15 protein-coding genes are annotated in these 17,857 nt (G+C 29.5%); all 15 read right to left on the bottom strand.

Annotated features, from left to right (window positions below; translation table 11 throughout):
- Positions 1–196 (bottom strand): enoyl-CoA hydratase-related protein (locus L3B96_RS22745; protein WP_238948654.1); only part of this gene is annotated, 196 nt, incomplete at its 3' end.
- Between the two features lie 377 nt (positions 197–573).
- Entirely contained in the window at positions 574–1,209 is a 636-nt protein-coding gene (locus tag L3B96_RS22740) for a redox-sensing transcriptional repressor Rex (protein ID WP_011967670.1), read from the bottom strand.
- Positions 1,210–1,743: 534 nt separating this feature from the next.
- Positions 1,744–2,325: a zinc dependent phospholipase C family protein gene (locus tag L3B96_RS22735; protein WP_171788808.1), complete on the bottom strand. Its 582-nt coding sequence runs from the start codon at positions 2,323–2,325 to the stop codon at positions 1,744–1,746.
- Between the two features lie 363 nt (positions 2,326–2,688).
- Complete coding sequence (locus L3B96_RS22730) at positions 2,689–3,756, bottom strand: mannose-1-phosphate guanylyltransferase (RefSeq protein ID WP_011967668.1); 1,068 nt, start codon at positions 3,754–3,756, stop codon at positions 2,689–2,691.
- A gap of 115 nt (positions 3,757–3,871) precedes the next feature.
- Positions 3,872–4,549 carry a transaldolase family protein gene (locus L3B96_RS22725; protein ID WP_011967667.1) on the bottom strand — a complete coding sequence of 226 codons (678 nt, stop codon included), beginning with the start codon at positions 4,547–4,549 and terminating at the stop codon, positions 3,872–3,874.
- 209 nt (positions 4,550–4,758) lie between these two features.
- A complete protein-coding gene (locus L3B96_RS22720) occupies positions 4,759–5,694 on the bottom strand; it encodes a glycyl-radical enzyme activating protein (protein ID WP_238900656.1) in 936 nt (311 codons plus the stop codon).
- Between the two features lie 3 nt (positions 5,695–5,697).
- Positions 5,698–8,052 (bottom strand): formate C-acetyltransferase/glycerol dehydratase family glycyl radical enzyme, encoded by a 2,355-nt coding sequence (locus L3B96_RS22715; protein WP_238900655.1) that lies wholly within the window; start codon positions 8,050–8,052, stop codon positions 5,698–5,700.
- A 278-nt stretch (positions 8,053–8,330) separates the two neighbouring features.
- Positions 8,331–9,242, bottom strand: a complete 912-nt coding sequence (locus tag L3B96_RS22710) for a hypothetical protein (RefSeq protein ID WP_238900654.1) — start codon at positions 9,240–9,242, stop codon at positions 8,331–8,333.
- A gap of 18 nt (positions 9,243–9,260) precedes the next feature.
- Positions 9,261–9,833, bottom strand: a complete 573-nt coding sequence (locus L3B96_RS22705) for an RNA polymerase sigma factor (RefSeq protein ID WP_039772615.1) — start codon at positions 9,831–9,833, stop codon at positions 9,261–9,263.
- Between the two features lie 338 nt (positions 9,834–10,171).
- Positions 10,172–11,575, bottom strand: a complete 1,404-nt coding sequence (locus tag L3B96_RS22700) for an FAD-linked oxidase C-terminal domain-containing protein (RefSeq protein WP_011967662.1) — start codon at positions 11,573–11,575, stop codon at positions 10,172–10,174.
- 3 nt (positions 11,576–11,578) lie between these two features.
- The gene (locus L3B96_RS22695) at positions 11,579–12,769 is read right to left on the bottom strand and encodes an electron transfer flavoprotein subunit alpha (RefSeq protein ID WP_017209921.1); all 1,191 of its coding nucleotides are present in this window, start codon (positions 12,767–12,769) and stop codon (positions 11,579–11,581) included.
- Between the two features lie 55 nt (positions 12,770–12,824).
- Positions 12,825–13,613, bottom strand: a complete 789-nt coding sequence (locus tag L3B96_RS22690) for an electron transfer flavoprotein subunit beta/FixA family protein (protein WP_011967660.1) — start codon at positions 13,611–13,613, stop codon at positions 12,825–12,827.
- 524 nt (positions 13,614–14,137) lie between these two features.
- A complete protein-coding gene (locus tag L3B96_RS22685; RefSeq protein WP_011967659.1) occupies positions 14,138–14,839 on the bottom strand; it encodes a FadR/GntR family transcriptional regulator in 702 nt (233 codons plus the stop codon).
- Between the two features lie 183 nt (positions 14,840–15,022).
- Positions 15,023–15,865: a patatin family protein gene (locus L3B96_RS22680; protein WP_011967658.1), complete on the bottom strand. Its 843-nt coding sequence runs from the start codon at positions 15,863–15,865 to the stop codon at positions 15,023–15,025.
- Between the two features lie 234 nt (positions 15,866–16,099).
- The gene (locus L3B96_RS27515) at positions 16,100–17,809 is read right to left on the bottom strand and encodes a methyl-accepting chemotaxis protein (RefSeq protein WP_238948653.1); all 1,710 of its coding nucleotides are present in this window, start codon (positions 17,807–17,809) and stop codon (positions 16,100–16,102) included.
- Positions 17,810–17,857: the final 48 nt, after the last annotated feature.

Raw genomic sequence — 17,857 nt, 5'->3', positions numbered from 1 at the left:
CTCCAGCAACAAAAGATTTCTCACCAGCACCTGTAACTATAACTGCATACACATTGTTGTCTGCTTCTAAATCATCTAAAACAACATTTAAATCTTTTAGTGTTTCTGAATTCAATGCATTTAATGCCTTTGGTCTATTGATTGTAACAATAGCTAAATGCCCTTCTTTTTCAAGAATAACATTTTTTAATTCCATTCTAAGGACCTCCTTCAAACTTGCTTATTTTTTTAATTTTCACACTATTTTTGATATTTTTTATCCTAATTGTTAATAATATAACAAATAAGTTTAAAAAAATATCAAGACTTCACGCCTCAATTAAAATTATAATACGTTCCTAGATTATTTGCAATAAAATATTGCGTTATTAATATAAGTTTTTAAGTATATGAAAAAAATAACTGATCAAAGGTATATATCTATTTTCATGCCAAACAGAGAAGAAAACTTTATTCATGTAAAGCTTTTGAATAAGTTTTTCTTAAATCTATTTCTAAAAACAAATATATATATTTAATCTGTTATTTTTTGAACAAGCTTTAAATAATATATTGCATATATTTATTATATTTTTAACTTTCACTCTCATTTAATAAATAAATTAAAGTCAATAAACTTTCACTTAGATGTACATTTTCTACTTTCACATGATCTGGAACTACTAAATCTACAGGAGCAAAATTCCAAATTGCTCTTACTCCACCCCTTATTAATTCATCAGCAACAACTTGAGCATTTTTTCTAGGAACACAAATTATACCAATATCTATTTTATGTTCTTCTAGTACGGATTCCATTTCGTCTATATCCATTATTTCTACATCTCTGATTTTCATTCCTATTAATTTAGGATTTGCATCAAATATTGCTGTTATTTTAAATCCTAAATTTTCAAATCTAGAATAATTCGAAACTGCTTGCCCTATATTTCCAGCACCAACCAGTGCAGCTTCATAACCTCTGTCTAATCCCAATATAGCGCTAATTTGGGTATATAGTTCCTTAACATTATATCCATAACCTTGTTGTCCAAAGTCTCCAAAACAATTTAAATCTTGTCTAATTTGTGATGCAGTAAATCCAATCTTTTCTCCTAATTCTTTTGAAGAAATTCTGTCCACCTCATTTTTCATAAGTTCTTCAAGATATCTATGATACTTAGGCAACCTTTTGATAACTGCCATCGATATATTTTTATGCTTTTCCATATCTACTTTCTCCTATTTCAATACTTTTATATTTTTCGACCCTATAATATTTATATCAAATTAAATTATATAACTACTATTTAGACTTTTATTAATTATGATTAGTCTATTTATTAACAATCAATTTTAAAATTATATTCACATTGTTAAATTTTAATTAATTGCTATAATTTATAATTCTACCATATTTCTATATTTTTATGTCAAGCTTAATTAAATTATTTATTCAAAAGTGCCTATAAATTTAAAATTTCTCTTGATAAGCAACAGAAGTCTCCAGAAAACTCACTACTATGAAATTTTACTTTTTTATATTTTGACCACTTTTTTTAATTTAAACCGCTTTATTTTTAACCTTTTCTATATAATAACAATATCAATACTTAAACATGTGTTCAAGAATTTTATTTTAACATTATGATTTTTGTTTATATTAAATAATATCTTTATAAAATTTTATGCCTTTTAACAAAATCAAAAAAATATTTCAAAATAATTTTTCAACCATTTTGAAATATTTCTTATCTTAAGAAATTAAATTACTTTAATCACCTTATTTTCATTGATAAACACATTGTTCAATATCATATTTAATACGCTATCGCAAACATAATACGAAAAGGTTAAATCATTATAATAATTTATAGTTCCATCATATTGCTTCTGTAGCTGCATTATAAACTCTTCTATATTACTTGAATCTACATGTGTATTTATAATTCCTGTCGGATCGAACGACTTAGCTACCTTAGCTAAATTTTTCTCATACATCATATGATGCTTTACAGCACTCGTACTCTTAAATTCCCATCTATAATAGTGTGGTGCACAGAAAAAATCACATAAAAAGTGACATATTACTCCAAGCTCTTCACTAAACTTACCAATTGTCATATTATAGTATATTTCTTCCAATGATAATGATGATAAATGTATAATCTTTTCAATAATCATATTTATACTTTCATTAAAATAATGCTTCTTAAATTTATATTTAGGCGCACAATCAGGTTTCACGTTCCCCCATATGAATCTTTTATTATTAATTAAATAAATACTCTTTGTATTAGCATATTTTATAATATTTTCTGCCATAATCTTGTGAGTATTGATCATCAATGCTTGATCACATCCTCTGCATATTAAATTTTATATTTTATGAAACCCTCATTTAGGCGTTTCGTTATTTTTTTATAAATTAAATTTGTTTTGTATATTTATAATAATACTCTAGATTCAAATTTACAACACTTTATTAATCGATTTCTTCAAGTATTATATGTGCTAATACCCAAGAATATCAAAGCTCATAACGTATTAAACTATATTAGCAAAAATATTAGTTTAATATATTTTAAGCATACATTTCATATGGTTTCCTTATATACTAACTCTAACTTGCACATGCTTTCTAAGTGCATCTCCAAAGATAAATAAGCTGCTTCAGTATCATTAAGATATATTGAAACAGCTTACTTACTATAGAAATTTATTATATTCTTTATTTTCGTTGAGCCTATTTAATAAATGTTTTATTTCCTGATCCTTATTTTTATCCATTACAAGAATAACATCTCCAGCATCTACTACAACTAAGTCTTTTATTCCAAACCCAATTATCAGGTTCTTGTCCCCAAATATGGAGCAATTCTCGCAATCGTCAATATAAACATTCTTAGATATACTATTATTTCTATAAGTGCTCAGTAGCCTACTTAAAGCGCCAAAACTTCCCATATCATCCCAACTAAAATCACATTTAATAACATAGGCTTTTCTAGTTCTTTGCATAACCCCAAAGTCTATAGAAATTCCGTCTATAAGTTCATATTGGTCTTTTATAACACTCTCTTCATTTTCCTCTCCTAAATTTTTATATATCTCCATCAGTGATTTATGCAATTTAGGCAAGTATTTTTCTATTTCTCTTAGTATAACGTCGGCCCTAAATATAAACATCCCAGAATTCCATAAATAAGTTCCTTTTAATATGAAATCTTTAGCTACCTCTGAATTTGGTTTTTCTGTAAACCTTGCAATTCTATAAGTTGGTATGCTTCCAGCAGTTCTTTCCCCCATTTCTATATATCCATATCCTGTTTCAGGTCTACTAGGTTCAATCCCAAGTGTAACGATACACCTTCTCCTATTTGCCATTTCTATTGCTTGTGATAAAGTATCTATATAATTCTTCTCACCCTGAATATAGTGATCTGATGGTAATACAACCATTACTGCATTAGCATCTTGTTTTAATAATTTTACTGCAGACAAACCTATACAAGTTGCAGTTTCTTTATTAGCAGGCTCTACAAAAATATTTTCCTCTCTAATTCCTATTAGTTCATCCTTAACTTTTTCTTTGTAGTCCATATTGGTTACAATATAAATATTATCCCTGTCTATTAATGGCATTATCCTATCAACAGTATTAACTAAGAAACTTTTATCGTTAATTAGCTTTAAAAATTGTTTTGGTTGATCGGCTCTTGATAGAGGATATAGTCTACTGCCCTTACCTCCAGCTAAAATCAGCCCGTATATCACGCATTTTCAACTCCATGTAATGATACTAGTTCATTATATGTCAAAATATTTGTATGTGTGAGTCTATAGTAAAAAGAACAATAAATTATTTCCCTTAAATGTTCTTCTTCCTGAATTATAGCCCCTCCATTGTGTTCCCTTCACCAACCAAGCTATAGAAATCTTTTGTAAATACATCTACTGCATTTTTAGTTGCATCATGTTTTATTAATCCTTCTATTACATCTGGTGCTGCTGTAACCGATCCAATTCCATACTTGCATAAATTCAAAACTTGTTGTGAATTTTTGAAGCTTGCAGCTAATACATCCGAATTTAATCCATGCATTTTAAACATGTCATGAATATCTTTTGCAACTTGAACTCCATCAGCTCCCATATTATCAATTCTATTTACATAAGGTGCTGTATATCTTGCCCCTGCTTTTGCTGCCATGAAGGCTTGCATCGAAGTATAAATAGCTGTTGCTGTAATATTTACATTTTCCTTACTTAATAATTTCATAGCTTTTATTCCTTCAGGTGTTACAGGAATTTTAATATAAGTGTCCTTTCCAAGTACTTCAATCATATGTTGTGCTTCATCAACCATTTTTTCAGCAGTTAATGATACAACTTGAGCATGTAATTGTGCCCCTTCTGGTAAGAATTCTCTAATTGCTTTTAATACCTCCATAGGATTTCCACCTTGTTTTTTTAGAATAGATGGATTAGTTGTCACCCCATCACATGGGTAAAATTCATAAATCCTTTTAATTTCATCTAAGTTTGCATCATCAATTAACATTAACATTTTTTCTTCTCCCTCTCTCTTTTTAATTTCTATACTTAAATTAAGTAAATGCGTTATAAATACTATAAAACAATACTCTATTCCAAGAATGTATATTCTTATATTGTAATATTCTAAACAATATATATTCTTAAGAATTTTAGAATTTTAAAATAAAAACATTTTTATTTATACCTTTTTATTCAGCAATCAATGAATATCCGAAACAACTACTTAACTAAATTTCTTATTCCTGCTGAATAAGCTATATCATAAAATTCCTCCATTTGAGTCTCAGTATACATTTTAGGATTCTCTTCAAAACAATAATCTAAATTATTGATTAAGTTGTATTTTGATTTTGCAAGTGGATTATAATTTAATAGTTCATACCTTACTTTTGAGTAAATGCTTGAAATATATCCACTTATATCATGAATATTAATTTTATTTGCTGTAAATTGAGGTATTAGTGGAGTTCTGATAATCACATTATCTTTCTTATTGCTTTCTAAAATAAACTTGATGTTCTTTTTGATTAGTTCATTACCTACGCCAGTAGAAATCTTATGCTTATCATTATCAAATACCTTTAAATCTGCAAAAATTGTATCTAGATACGGTAGCGCTTCTATTATATATTCAGTAGGGACGAATAAAGATGTTTCAATCGCTGTATTTATTCCAGCTTCTTTTAACATTTTAAGTAATACAACTACAAATTCTTTCTGGTACAATGGTTCTCCACCAGATAAAGTTACCCCACCACCATATTTAAAAAACGCTTTATCCTTCAGTGCTATTTCTATAACTTCATCTAAAGTATAATTTTTAGAATCCATAGTTAACGCACCAGTCGGACAAATATCTGTAACAATTTCATTTTGTTCATCTATACATTTATCTTGAGCAACACATATTTTATTATTTTCTCGTATAACTGATTGATTAGAGCATTTTTTAATACATAGATCACAATTAATACATTTATTTTCAAAATGAATTAATTGTTCCTTTGGAGAAATACCTTCGGGATTTTGACACCAAACACATTTAAGCGGACATCCTTTTAAAAAAATCGTTGTTCTTATTCCCTCTCCATCATGTGTTGAAAATCTTCTTATATCAAAAATCTTTCCTGTTAAAGACGAATAATCTTTTTCCATAGGCTATATATCCCCATAACTTGTTCTTGCTATAATTTCATTTTGCAATTCTCCTGCAAGTTCAGTGAAATATGCTGTATATCCCGCTACACGTACAGTTAAACTACGATAATTTTCAGGATACTTTTGCGCTGCTAATAAATCTTCTTTACGTAAAACATTAAATTGAATATGTGGTATTTCTAAATCTACAAAGGTTCTTAAGAATCTTGCAAACTTATCCCGTCCAATCTCATTCTTAAAAAACTCAGGTAAGAACTTCATATTTAATAAACCACCATTAGTAGTTAATACATTATCTAATTTTGATACAGACTTTAAAACAGCAGTAGGTCCTGCAATATCTCTTCCATATACAGGTGACATACCACCGTCAGCTAAAGGTGCCTTTGCATATCTTCCATCTGCAGATGCTCCTACATTTTCACCCATTGGAACATGGGCAGATACTGTATACATTCCCGTATGATATTTACCTCCACGATAGTTTGTATAAGATTTAAGCTTTCCATTGAAATATCTTGCCCACTTAGCACCAATTTCATCTACCCATTGAATATCATTCCCGTATTTAGGTGCACGATTTAATAGCATAGCCCTTATCACTTCATATCCTTCAAAGTTATTTTGAAGAGCTTTTAACAATTCTTCTTTAGAAATTCTCTTTTCATCATATACTAAAAGTTTTATTGCTGCCAAGCTATCCGCTAAATTTGCAACTTGTATCATTTGAATTCCTGACAGATTATATACTGCTCCACCTGCAGTAACATCTACACCTTTCTCAATGCAGTCGTCAATAACTGACGATAAGAATGGCGAAGGTAAAACATCTATGTGGGCTTTTTCAACTTGTTCACAAGCTAAAATCATTCTATCAATGAAATAATCTATTTGCTTAGCAAATGCTTCTTCTAAATCTTCATACTTTTCGTAAGTGGTTAGATTACCTAAGTCTTGAGACAATGAATCTCCTGAAATTAAGCATTTTCCACCATTTAGAGTGATCTCTAAAACCTTATTTAAATTGAACATTGCCGCATCACTCCAACCAAGATTATTACCTTGAGTTGTAAGCTCTACGCATCCAACAATTGCATAGTCTCTTGCATCTTTTTCTTTAATTCCTAAGTCTATCATAGACGGCACTACTGATTCATCATTAAAGAACTGCGGCATTCCACTGCCTTTTGCCACAACTTTTATGCTCTCTTTCAATAGTTTTTCTGATGTGTTCTTATGAAGTCTCACAGATAAGTTAGGTTGTGGCAGACCTAAATGTTCTTGAGCTTTTAGGAATAAGAAAGATAATTCATTTGAAAAATCATTACTCTTTTCATCTTGGCCACCAATTGCAATATTAAATCCTATAGGAAATCCTGCAAAAAATTTAGCACTATGAGAATTTCTTAAATAAACTATTTCATTGAACTTAAGCCAAAGACATTCAATTATTTCTAAAGCCTTTTTATCATCTATATTTCCAAGATGTATATCTCTTTTATAATATGGATATAAAAATTCATCCATTCTTCCTGGTGAGAATGATGATGCATTTGATTCCATATGAAGTATAACAAATAAAAACCAAATTGCTTGCACCGCCTCATGGAAAGTTTGTGCCTGCCTTCTAGAGATATTCTTACAAATCTCTGCAACTTGAAGCATATCTGCTACTAATTCTTCATCGCAGATTGACTCAGCTTTTTCTTTCATTAAGTCATGGTATCTCATCATAAATTCTTGAGCACCTTCCATAACAATAATTACACTTTCATAAAATTCCTTACTTTCTTTTGTAGAATTCTTCATTTTTTCAATGGCTCTTTGCTTAATTCCTTCTGGGCCTAAAGCAAGCCACTCTCTGCAATTTGGACAAATATGCCCTTGAGCATGGTCTTTTTGATTTATTTTTACCACTTTTGCAATTTCATCAATTTCTTTTCCATATCTCTGTCTAATGACATCCTCTAATGAGTGTCCATCCCAATATGGTTTAATCACTTTTCGAAATGTTTCTATATCATTTAAATTCACATTAAATTTGTCTTGAGGTCTAGTTGGTAGAGATTCAAATTCTTTATCAATCCATGAGCTACCGCTCTCTGGAAAAACAACACCATATCTAACCCCTTTAGTACGGTTACCTACTATTAACTCTTCATCATCAACACCAATTTCTAATTTTGAAAGAGAATTCTTTAATGCTAATGCTCTTTTTATAATAACTGGATTATCTTCATTCTCTTTATAAGTTTCAGTTATTATAAGTGCTTGTTCAATAGATGCATATCTTTTTTCAGATAACATCTTCTGCTTTAAATTTTTAATTCTTCGAGACATTGCTAATTCATCCATTTTTCTTTCTCCTTTCCGCTTATTTATTATCATTTATTATTACTATATTCCTATTTTATATTATTTCAAATTATTTTTCAATGTATTTTTTATTATTTCATACAGTTTTATTAAGATAATACTGATTTGTTTAAAGAAGATTATTTAATCTTAAATACCTAAAGGTTCAATTTCCTAACTTATTCTATAAATCATAGATTTTATATTATATTTATTAAAGTTCATATATCCCTTTCAAAACAAAGGGTAAGAGATCACTCCCTTACCTTTTGTTTTTTCTATTCTTGTTTTAGAATCTTTATATAATCTTTTGCAAACTGTGTTGCTACATCAATATCTGCAGAATTTTCTCCAATGTATATCCTGTAGCTTACTCCATTATAATGCCAAACCATATAATATATTTTGTTAACACTAATAGGCTTCTTTGTCACATCATCGCCATTCTCACTTCTTTCATATTTAGCCCTATTTTCTTCCAAAACTCTACATTTTATATTATCAATAGTTGTTTCTTTAACACTATTCATTTCTGAATCCTCACTAAATTTTGATAAGTATATGAAAAATTTATGTTTCTCACTATCTTCATATGATTCACAAATGTTTCTTATAATCTTATAATCTTTACTAAGCTCATTAAATATTTGATCATCTCCTACTGCTTTTCTAAACTTATCTAATGAGTTTTCTTCATCTTTATATTTCAAATCTTTAACAGTCATCATCGCTACTGGAGACACAGGATATCCTGCAATTTCCGTAATGGAGAAATTCCCAACCTTTTCAGGAAAATCAAATTCAAATCCAAATTTCCCCTCTATCTCATTTTTGTTTTTATCCGTTATCTCAAAACCTCCAACGGTAACATCATCAACTGCCTCATCTTCTGATCTCTCAATAATATTACCTGATTTATCAAGTAAAAATATTGTCTTCAATGCTTCCTGCGCAGCAGCCCTTGCTCCTGGTGAAAATGTAAAAACACCAATAATAGCAAATAATACACAGCATATAGGAACTAACACTTCTTTTCTTATATTTTTTATACTAAAATACTTTTTCTTTCCCATTTCTTTCTCCTTATTATTCCAAGCCTCATTAAAAATATCTCTTGAAGCTTTAATATTAAAAATACTATCATCTATAGCACTCTTTATTACCTTATCCAAATAACCCTTATCTTTCATTTTTAATTAGACTCCTTTCTATTTAACTATGCTCATCCCGCTTTCCACCTCAAAGCAATTGGCTAACTGCTTCTTCAAAGCAGCTCTGGCATAAAACAACCGTGATTTTACCGTGGCCTTAAAACAACCTGTAACCTTTGAAATTTCTTCCATTGTCATATCATTGTAATAATAAAGAATAACAACTGTTTTTAAATTAGGACTTAATTTGTTGATTGCACTCCGCATTACATGTTTTATCTCATATCTATCAATTATGTTTTCTTTTTCTTGATTCTCATCAAAAAATAAACCTTCATTTTCTGATGTTATTTCTAACGGAACTAACTCTGACTGCTTTTTTGTCATTTTCCAGCCTGTTCGCATAAGAATCTTAAAAAACCATACTTTAAACGCTTGTGGCTCTTGAAGTTTATTTATTTCCATGAAGCATTTCATATATGTCTCTTGGAGTATGTCTTCAGCAATTCCTCTATTTCCTGATAAAAAATATGCAGTAGCCAACGCCTTTTTTTCTACAATTTGAAAAAGTTCGCGAAATGCTTCCTTCTCTCCGAGCTTGCAACGCGTTACTATTTCTTCTATATCCATCTTTGCACCTCTCTTCCTTTTGGAGCTCCTATAATATAAGAGGATTAATTTAGTAAAAAGGTTTTATTCATTTTAATTTTTTCTTTTAATGAGAACTATTAATTTATAAATCTCAATGACATTTTATAATTCTTCTGTATTAATTTATTCTTTAGCTATAAATAAATTATACATAAAAAGGTATATTGTTATGAGTTTGCTTTTTTATGTATAAAAATAAGCTGTCCCAAAATAGAAATTAAATTTCTATTTTAAGACAGCTTTGATTTGTAAATAAAGCTCAGTTAAATTACTTATATTTATAATTTGCTAGTATTCAAATTAAATACTTTTTTATTCTATTCACATACCTTTCCTGGATTTAATATGTTCTTAGGATCAAAAGCTAATTTAATTCCTTGCATTATTCCAATACATTCACTTGGAAGTGATTCTTTTAAATATCCCTTCTTTGCAAATCCTATTCCATGTTCTCCTGACACCTGGCCATCTAATTCTTTAGCTTTATTATACATTATTTGCATAACTTCTTTTAATTTAGATTCCCATGCTTCTTGGTCAAGGTCATCTCTTAATATATATATATGAAGATTTCCATCACCTGCATGTCCAAAGCTTTTTATTCTTATATTAGCAGTACGTTCAAGTTCATGAGTGAAGGTTACAAACTTTCCTATTTGATTTCTTGGAACAACAACATCAACTTCATCCATTTCAGTAGTTAATGCTTTAATTGCTTCAAGGAAACAACCTCTAGCTGACCATATTGATTCTTGTCTTTCTTCAGTATCTGAGATTAATACATCTAAAGCTCCAGCTTCTAAACAAATATTAGCTACGTTTTCATAATCCTTTTCAATTTCTTCTGTGGAATTTCCATCAAAAGTTAATAATAGGTATGCATCAGATGATTTATCTGGAAAACTTTTTCCTAAAAATTCTTCTGCAGCAAGTATCGCTTCTCTCTGCATGAATTCGATTGCTGTTGGTATTGACTTAGATTTAATTATTTTAGGCACAGTCTCTATCGCTCTTTCGAGACTTTCAAAAGGAATAAGCAAGCTTAAAGCCTTTTTAGGAAGTGGTAACAATTTCAAAATAGCCTTTGTTACTATTCCTAAAGTTCCTTCTGAACCAACAATTAAATCTTTTAGTGCATATCCAGAGCTATTTTTAACTACTTTTCCTCCTAAATTTACTATATCACCATTTGGTAATACAACCTCAAGTCCTCTTACATAGTCTCTAGTTACTCCATATTTTACAGCTCTCATACCTCCTGCATTAGTACTTATATTTCCTCCAATTGTTGCTGATTTTTCACCTGGATCTGGTGGATAAAATAAGTCAAATTCCTGAACATATTTACCTATCTCCATAAGTAATACTCCCGGTTCTAATGTAAGAGTAAGGTTTTCTTCATCTAATTCTAAAATTTTATTCATTCTGCTAAGATCTATAACTATTCCACCTTTAAGTGGAACCGCTGCTCCAACAAGTCCTGTTCCTGATCCCCTTGGAGTAACAGGAATATTATTCTCATAGGCATATTTCATTACTTTTGAAACTTCATCAGCACTTATAGTTTGAATAACTATATCAGGCATTTTCTTAATCCCGCCTAATTCATCATGGCTATAGTCTTCATTTATTTCTTCTCTAAAGAAAACTCTCTCCAAATCATTCTCTGCTATAGATAATATATATTCATAATCTTTTAATTCAACTTCTTTGTAACTCATCACCTATGCCTCCTTAGCCATTTTTATTTTTTCTATTAATTCTGGAATTATTTCATACAAGTTTCCAACAACTCCATAGTGAGCAACCTTAAATATTGGTGCTTTATCATCAGCATTTATAGCAAATATATAATCTGAATTATTCATTCCAGCTGTAAATTGAACTGCTCCAGATATTCCACAAGCTATAATAAGTCTTGGCCTTACAGTTCTACCGCTTAATCCAATTTGTCTCTTTGCATCAACCCAGCCTGCCTCTATTAGAGGTCTAGTACATGCAAATTCTGCTCCTAAAAGTTTAGCTAATTCTTTTACTAATTCTAAATCCTTTTCTGATTTAATCCCTCTTCCTGCTGCAACTATTACTTCAGCATCACTTATTCCTACTTCAGCATCTTTTTTCTTTATACTAAGCGCTGTAATTTTAGATAAAAGTTTTTCTTTATCTATAGAACATTCTACTATTTCTCCTGAAATATCATCATTTCTTTTTGGAGCTGTCATAACTTTATATCTAACAGTTGCTAATTGAGGTCTAGAATTTGGAGTAACTATCTGAGCCATTATATTACCACCAAATGCCGGTCTAATTTGAACTAAATCTGTATTTTCCTTCATATCTAATATTGTACAATCTGCTGTAAGTCCAGTTTTAAATCTAGCAGCTATTCTTGGCGCTAAAGATCTACCTATAGTTGTAGCACCAACTAAAATCGCTGTTGGTTTTACATTATTTATAAAATCTCCGAAAGCAGCTGTATATGGTTCTATTCTAAAATACTTTAATTCCTCGTCATCATATACAAATACCTTATCTACACCATAGTGTAATAATTCTTCAGCTTTATGAGAAATATTATTTCCGATAAATACAGCATATACTGGATGATTTATCTTTCCTGCTAATTCTCTTGCCTTTCCTATTAGCTCATAAGTAACAGGATGTATTTCTCCATCTACATGATCAACATAAACGCCTATTCCATTCCAAATACTTTTATCTATCTCTTTGACTTCTTCCTCTATATATTCAACAGCTCCCTTAGGCCCCTTTTTAACGCAAAGCTTGCACATTTTACATGCTCCACTTATTTCAACAACTCCATTATTATTTTCAAGGGCACCAAAAGGACATATTTTAATTAACTCATCAATATCTAATATTTTCTCTTGATTTACTACTAACTTTGCCATAACGCATTCTCCCCTTTAATTATCTTTGTGAGATATCTTTACTAATATTTAATACCTAAATAAATTTCAATTCCTTTAATTTCTCTCCCATTTTTCCACTTAATTCACCAGAACTGCCTGTCCACATTTCTCTATCATTATTAACCTCTGGTGGAAATATTCTCTCTACTTGAGTTGGTGATCCATTAAGTCCATAATTCTTCTCATCTTTATCATCAAAATCTTTTAGGCTTAATATTTTTATTTCTCTGTCCTTAGTTGAAAGTTTTTTTCTATAAGAAGGTAACCTTGGTTCAAAAATTCCTTTATCTACAGTGATTAGACATGGGTACGCTATCTTTACTGTTTCAATACTTTCTGGCATATCCATTTCAACTGTGATTGTTGAGTCTTCTACTTTAACTATGTCCTTAACGTTAGCTACATGTGGTATGTTTAACCATTCAGCCATTTCAGATCCTACCTGCGCTGTATCTCCATCTGTTGTTTGCTTACCGCAAATAATAAGTTCGAAATCCCCCATCTTTTTCACGCCTTGAGCTATTGTATACGATGTAGCTAAAACATCAGCTCCTCCAAATTTCCTGTCTGATAATAATGTGCCTTCATCAGCTCCCATTGTGTAAGCTTCCTTAATTACGCTTAAAGCTTGATTAGGTCCCATACTTAAGACTTTAACAGTTCCTCCTTCACTCTCCCTAATCTTAAGAGCTGTTTCAAGAGCATACAAATCATATGGATTCATTTTGGAGTCTATGCCATCTCTTTTCAAAACTCCTGTAACTGGATCAACCTCAACTTTAGATGTTCCTGGCACCTGCTTAATGCAAACTAAAATATTCATGATAACTTCCTCCTAAAACTGTATTTTAAATTCCAAACACTGATTGGCAAAGTGATAGTAGTAGTTTTGTCAAAACAATGTGGAATAAACAAACTTTTAAAAATTACTTCAATTTATTTCTTTGATAAAATCCAATATCAGTTTAATTATTCCGCTATATATAATAGTTTTTGCTAGAGTCATAATAAAACTAATTTATTCCTCCTCTTTTCCAACATGTCATACCAATATCGAATTGGTATGACCAATTTCAATTTAATTATACTTTCCAAAATATAGTTTGTAAAGTATTGTTATTTATTTAACAGAAAATGTTTACATTGACTCTATTCCAATATACTCCTTAGTGCCTCATATTCTATATCTTTTTGCTTATATAAAATTTATTAAAAATTTAATTTATATTTTTAATTAATCGTATTTAAGCATTTTTTGTTTAAAATATAACAAAAATAAAATGGATAAAAAAAATAACCTTACTGACGATTATCTTTTATCCATCTTATTTTTAAAACAATATATTTTTATTTTTTATACCCATAGGATCCTCGAATTAAATCAAAGTGCTCTACCATAGCATTATGAGCTTTACTAGCATCTCTGCATTTCAAAGCTCTTACTAAATTCTCATGAATCTCTAATAAATTCTCCCTAGTTTTTCCTGTATGTAAAATTTGCGCTCTTGATTTTCGAATGAATTCATCCATAAGCTGAGATATAACTTCAAGAACATTTATAAGTAAAGTATTTCTTGAGGTTTTTGCAATTAAATAATGGAACTTAATATCAAGTTCAAGACTCTCGTCCTCATTTTCTGCTATATACATTCTATCTAATATTGCTGTTAAAAGCTCTAGCTCATTATTTTCTATATTTTTAGCGGATAACCTAGCACAACGAAGCTCCAGCGTTTCTCTTAAATCATACATTTCTTCAATTGAACTTTCTTGTAACATAAACATGACAGAAAGAGGTTCAAATAATGAATTATCAAAATTAGTTTTTATATAATTTCCTGCGCCTTGCCTGCTTTCCACAAGACCTACCACTTCTAATGCCCTCAATGCCTCTCTTATGGATGCACGTGATACTCCAAGAGATTCTGACATTTCTCTTTCTGATGGCAATCTATCTCCCTTTTTTAATTTACCACTTTTTATGTTGTTCTTAATTTGTTCTATAACTTGATGATATACTTTAGGTGTTTTGCTATTGGATGTAAACATATATATCTCCCTTGTTCGCTTTATTGTCTAAAATTTTATATTTTATTAGTACATTATACATCAAAAACAGCTAGAATCCTACATTTGTAGATTTTATAATTCATTCTATTCTATTTATAAACATTCATAATATATATAATTTATCTATTTGAAAATACTTCTCTAAAATATTATATTTAAATACTATCCAATATATTTAAGTATTTTTTCTTTATTTTGAATAATCAAATCATACCCATTTTGATATATTGCTTTTAGTTTACTTTTATTTCGCTCAAATCTACTTATATCCATACTTATACTTGGTCTTATTATAAATGCTTTCCCACTTTCCTCTAATTCTTTGCAGTAATCAAGTTGCTCATTATATTTAATATGCCTATTTTTTAGCACATCTGCAAGCTTTGGATACTTATTTTTATAAAGCCTATAAGTTACTTCATTGGCTTTAGATTTTGTCTTTCTATACCCCTCGTTCCTTGTTAATACTATTATATGTTTGTCATTACCATCCTCTATTGACTTATTAATTGGTATAGGCTCTGAAAGGCCTCCATCAGCGTAATATTGTCCTTCTATCTTTTCAAATGGAAATACTAATGGTATCGCTATGCTTGCTCTAAGAATTGAATTTCTCTTATCCAATAAATCTTTATCAAAGTACTCATTCTTTCCAGTCTCAATATTAAAAGCACCTGCTAACATCTTTCCATCAAATTCATAAAACGCCTTATAATCAAATGGACAATGCTTATTAGGTATCTCGTCAAATACAAATTCTAAATCCATAAGAGATTTACATCTAATTAAATTTCTATAGCTGATATACCTCTTATTATCCATAAATCTTTCCATTATCTCTAAGTTTCTTCCCCTTTGCCTAGAGACATAAGAATATGCATTAGTGGCACCTGCAGATACTCCTACTATATATTTTATTTCTGCCTTTATATCTAAAAATGCATCTAACACACCTGCTGTAAATAATCCTCTGAATGCTCCGCCTTCAAGTACAAGTCCTATCATAAAAAAACCTCCATACACAATAAATACTATTATATATTATAACTTAAATAATAAACTTAATCACATAAAAACTTACATCAATGGAATTTCTAGTTTTTTAATCAAGTCGTTTATTCTTAGTTGCTATATCTTAAATTTCTTAAATTTATAATAAAAATGAGAACCTCTATAATTTTAACAGCATAGAGATTCCAATGATAAATTGATATTTATCTATATTTAATTATTTTTATATTAAAGAACAAACTTCTCAATTTGAGATGTAATCTGCTGCATTATATCTTTCAATTCTTCTGCTGATTTAGATACCTTATATGCTGAATTATCCATTTCATTGGCTGATGCGGATATCTCCTGAGATGCGGCCGAATTTTCTTCCGATACAGCAGATGATAATTCCACATTTTCTACTATATTATTTTTTCTATTATTAATATCAACTATTGCATCATTTATCTCATGAACTTGAGGTACTATATCACCTATAGATTCTACTATTTCTTTAAATGAAACTATAGTTGATGCTATTGTATGAATCTGCTCCTCTAATTTCTTGTTAGCAATACCTGTTGTTTCTTCAACTAATTTAGTTTCGGAACTTATGTCACCTAGCAAATTATTAATATCTTCTGATGAACTTTTAGATTGCTCTGCTAATTTTCTAATTTCATCTGCAACAATTGAAAATCCCTTACCTGCTTCACCTGCTCTTGCCGCTTCAATAGCTGCATTTAAGGCTAACAAATTAGTTTCATCTGCTATTTCATTAATCATATTAGTTATTTCTGTTATTTTATTTACACTTAGGCTTAATTTATTAACTTTCCTTTGTGCTTCATTATAAGATTCTGCAATTTCATTTATCGATATACCTATATTTCTCAATCTTTCATCACTAATATTGGCTTCATTACTAATATTAATAGTGCTTTTATCCACTTTCTCTACAGATCTTGTTATTGAATCTAATTTATCACTAAAAGAACTTAAATTATTGTTTATTGACATAAGTCTTTCAGATTGTTCATTAGATCCTTCTGCTATATCATGAATTGAACTGGATACATCTCCTATATAATGCTTCATTTTTTCTGAAACCCTTGAAAGCTCTATTGATTGTTCTGTAACAAGGCTCGAATCTTCCTTTACTGTATATATAATTGATGCAATAGATGTTATGGTCTTGCTTAATGCATTCTGCATCACTCCAAATTCGTTTGCGGATTCAGTATCAAACTTTACAGTGAAATTTCCTTCTGATAAGATTGAAACTTTATGTACAAATTCTTTAATTGAATTCTTAATCATGAATATTATATATGTTGACATAAACGCTAGAGTCAGAATTGATACGCTCAATATACTTATAAACATAAATATATTTTTTCTATATGCACTCATAGATTTATTAATCTCATTTGTAGCTTTATCCTTTTGAAGTTGAACCAATGCCTTATTATCTTGAGCAATTTGATTTCCATATACCCCCATAGCATCATTTGTAATCTTTTTATCTGGAGTTAAATCTTGTTTTCTTTGATAAATAATATCAGGTATGTACGAATAATATTGTTCATATTCTTCTTCAAATTTCATAACTAATTGGTGTTCTTCTGAATTATTTTCTGATTCTTTAGCCTGCCTATTTACTATTTCTGTTATATTTGTATTTAATTCTAGCATTGTTTTTTCATTTGCTTCATCAAATGGCCTATCTATTATTTTGGTTAAAGTATTTCTTAAAACACCCATACTTCCATTAACATCACCCCAATCACTAAGTTTTGGAATAACATTATTATACATTGTCAAGTTGGCATCATACATTTTAGATGTATTTAAATAACCCAAAACTCCAATAGTAATTGTTGATATCAAAGATAAAATTACTATTATAATTATACTCCTTATGATTTTTACATCTTTTACTTTTTTTAATCTCACTTCAACGTCCCCCTATGGCTTAAATATATAATTACATACATAACATAA

Source organism: Clostridium sp. YIM B02569 (assembly GCF_022320765.1).
GTDB lineage: Bacteria > Bacillota > Clostridia > Clostridiales > Clostridiaceae > Clostridium > Clostridium beijerinckii.
The sequence above is the reverse complement of the archived record's forward strand: the minus strand, read 5'-3'. Positions and strand labels throughout refer to the sequence as shown.

Coding starts and splice junctions, on each gene's coding strand:
- L3B96_RS22740 (WP_011967670.1), bottom strand. CDS start 1,209: ATGGAAAAGCATAAAAATATATCGATGGCAGTTATCAAAAGGTTGCCT.
- L3B96_RS22735 (WP_171788808.1), bottom strand. CDS start 2,325: ATGATCAATACTCACAAGATTATGGCAGAAAATATTATAAAATATGCT.
- L3B96_RS22725 (WP_011967667.1), bottom strand. CDS start 4,549: ATGTTAATGTTAATTGATGATGCAAACTTAGATGAAATTAAAAGGATT.
- L3B96_RS22720 (WP_238900656.1), bottom strand. CDS start 5,694: ATGGAAAAAGATTATTCGTCTTTAACAGGAAAGATTTTTGATATAAGA.
- L3B96_RS22715 (WP_238900655.1), bottom strand. CDS start 8,052: ATGGATGAATTAGCAATGTCTCGAAGAATTAAAAATTTAAAGCAGAAG.
- L3B96_RS22710 (WP_238900654.1), bottom strand. CDS start 9,242: ATGAAAGATAAGGGTTATTTGGATAAGGTAATAAAGAGTGCTATAGAT.
- L3B96_RS22705 (WP_039772615.1), bottom strand. CDS start 9,833: ATGGATATAGAAGAAATAGTAACGCGTTGCAAGCTCGGAGAGAAGGAA.
- L3B96_RS22700 (WP_011967662.1), bottom strand. CDS start 11,575: ATGAGTTACAAAGAAGTTGAATTAAAAGATTATGAATATATATTATCT.
- L3B96_RS22695 (WP_017209921.1), bottom strand. CDS start 12,769: ATGGCAAAGTTAGTAGTAAATCAAGAGAAAATATTAGATATTGATGAG.
- L3B96_RS22690 (WP_011967660.1), bottom strand. CDS start 13,613: ATGAATATTTTAGTTTGCATTAAGCAGGTGCCAGGAACATCTAAAGTT.
- L3B96_RS22685 (WP_011967659.1), bottom strand. CDS start 14,839: ATGTTTACATCCAATAGCAAAACACCTAAAGTATATCATCAAGTTATA.
- L3B96_RS22680 (WP_011967658.1), bottom strand. CDS start 15,865: ATGATAGGACTTGTACTTGAAGGCGGAGCATTCAGAGGATTATTTACA.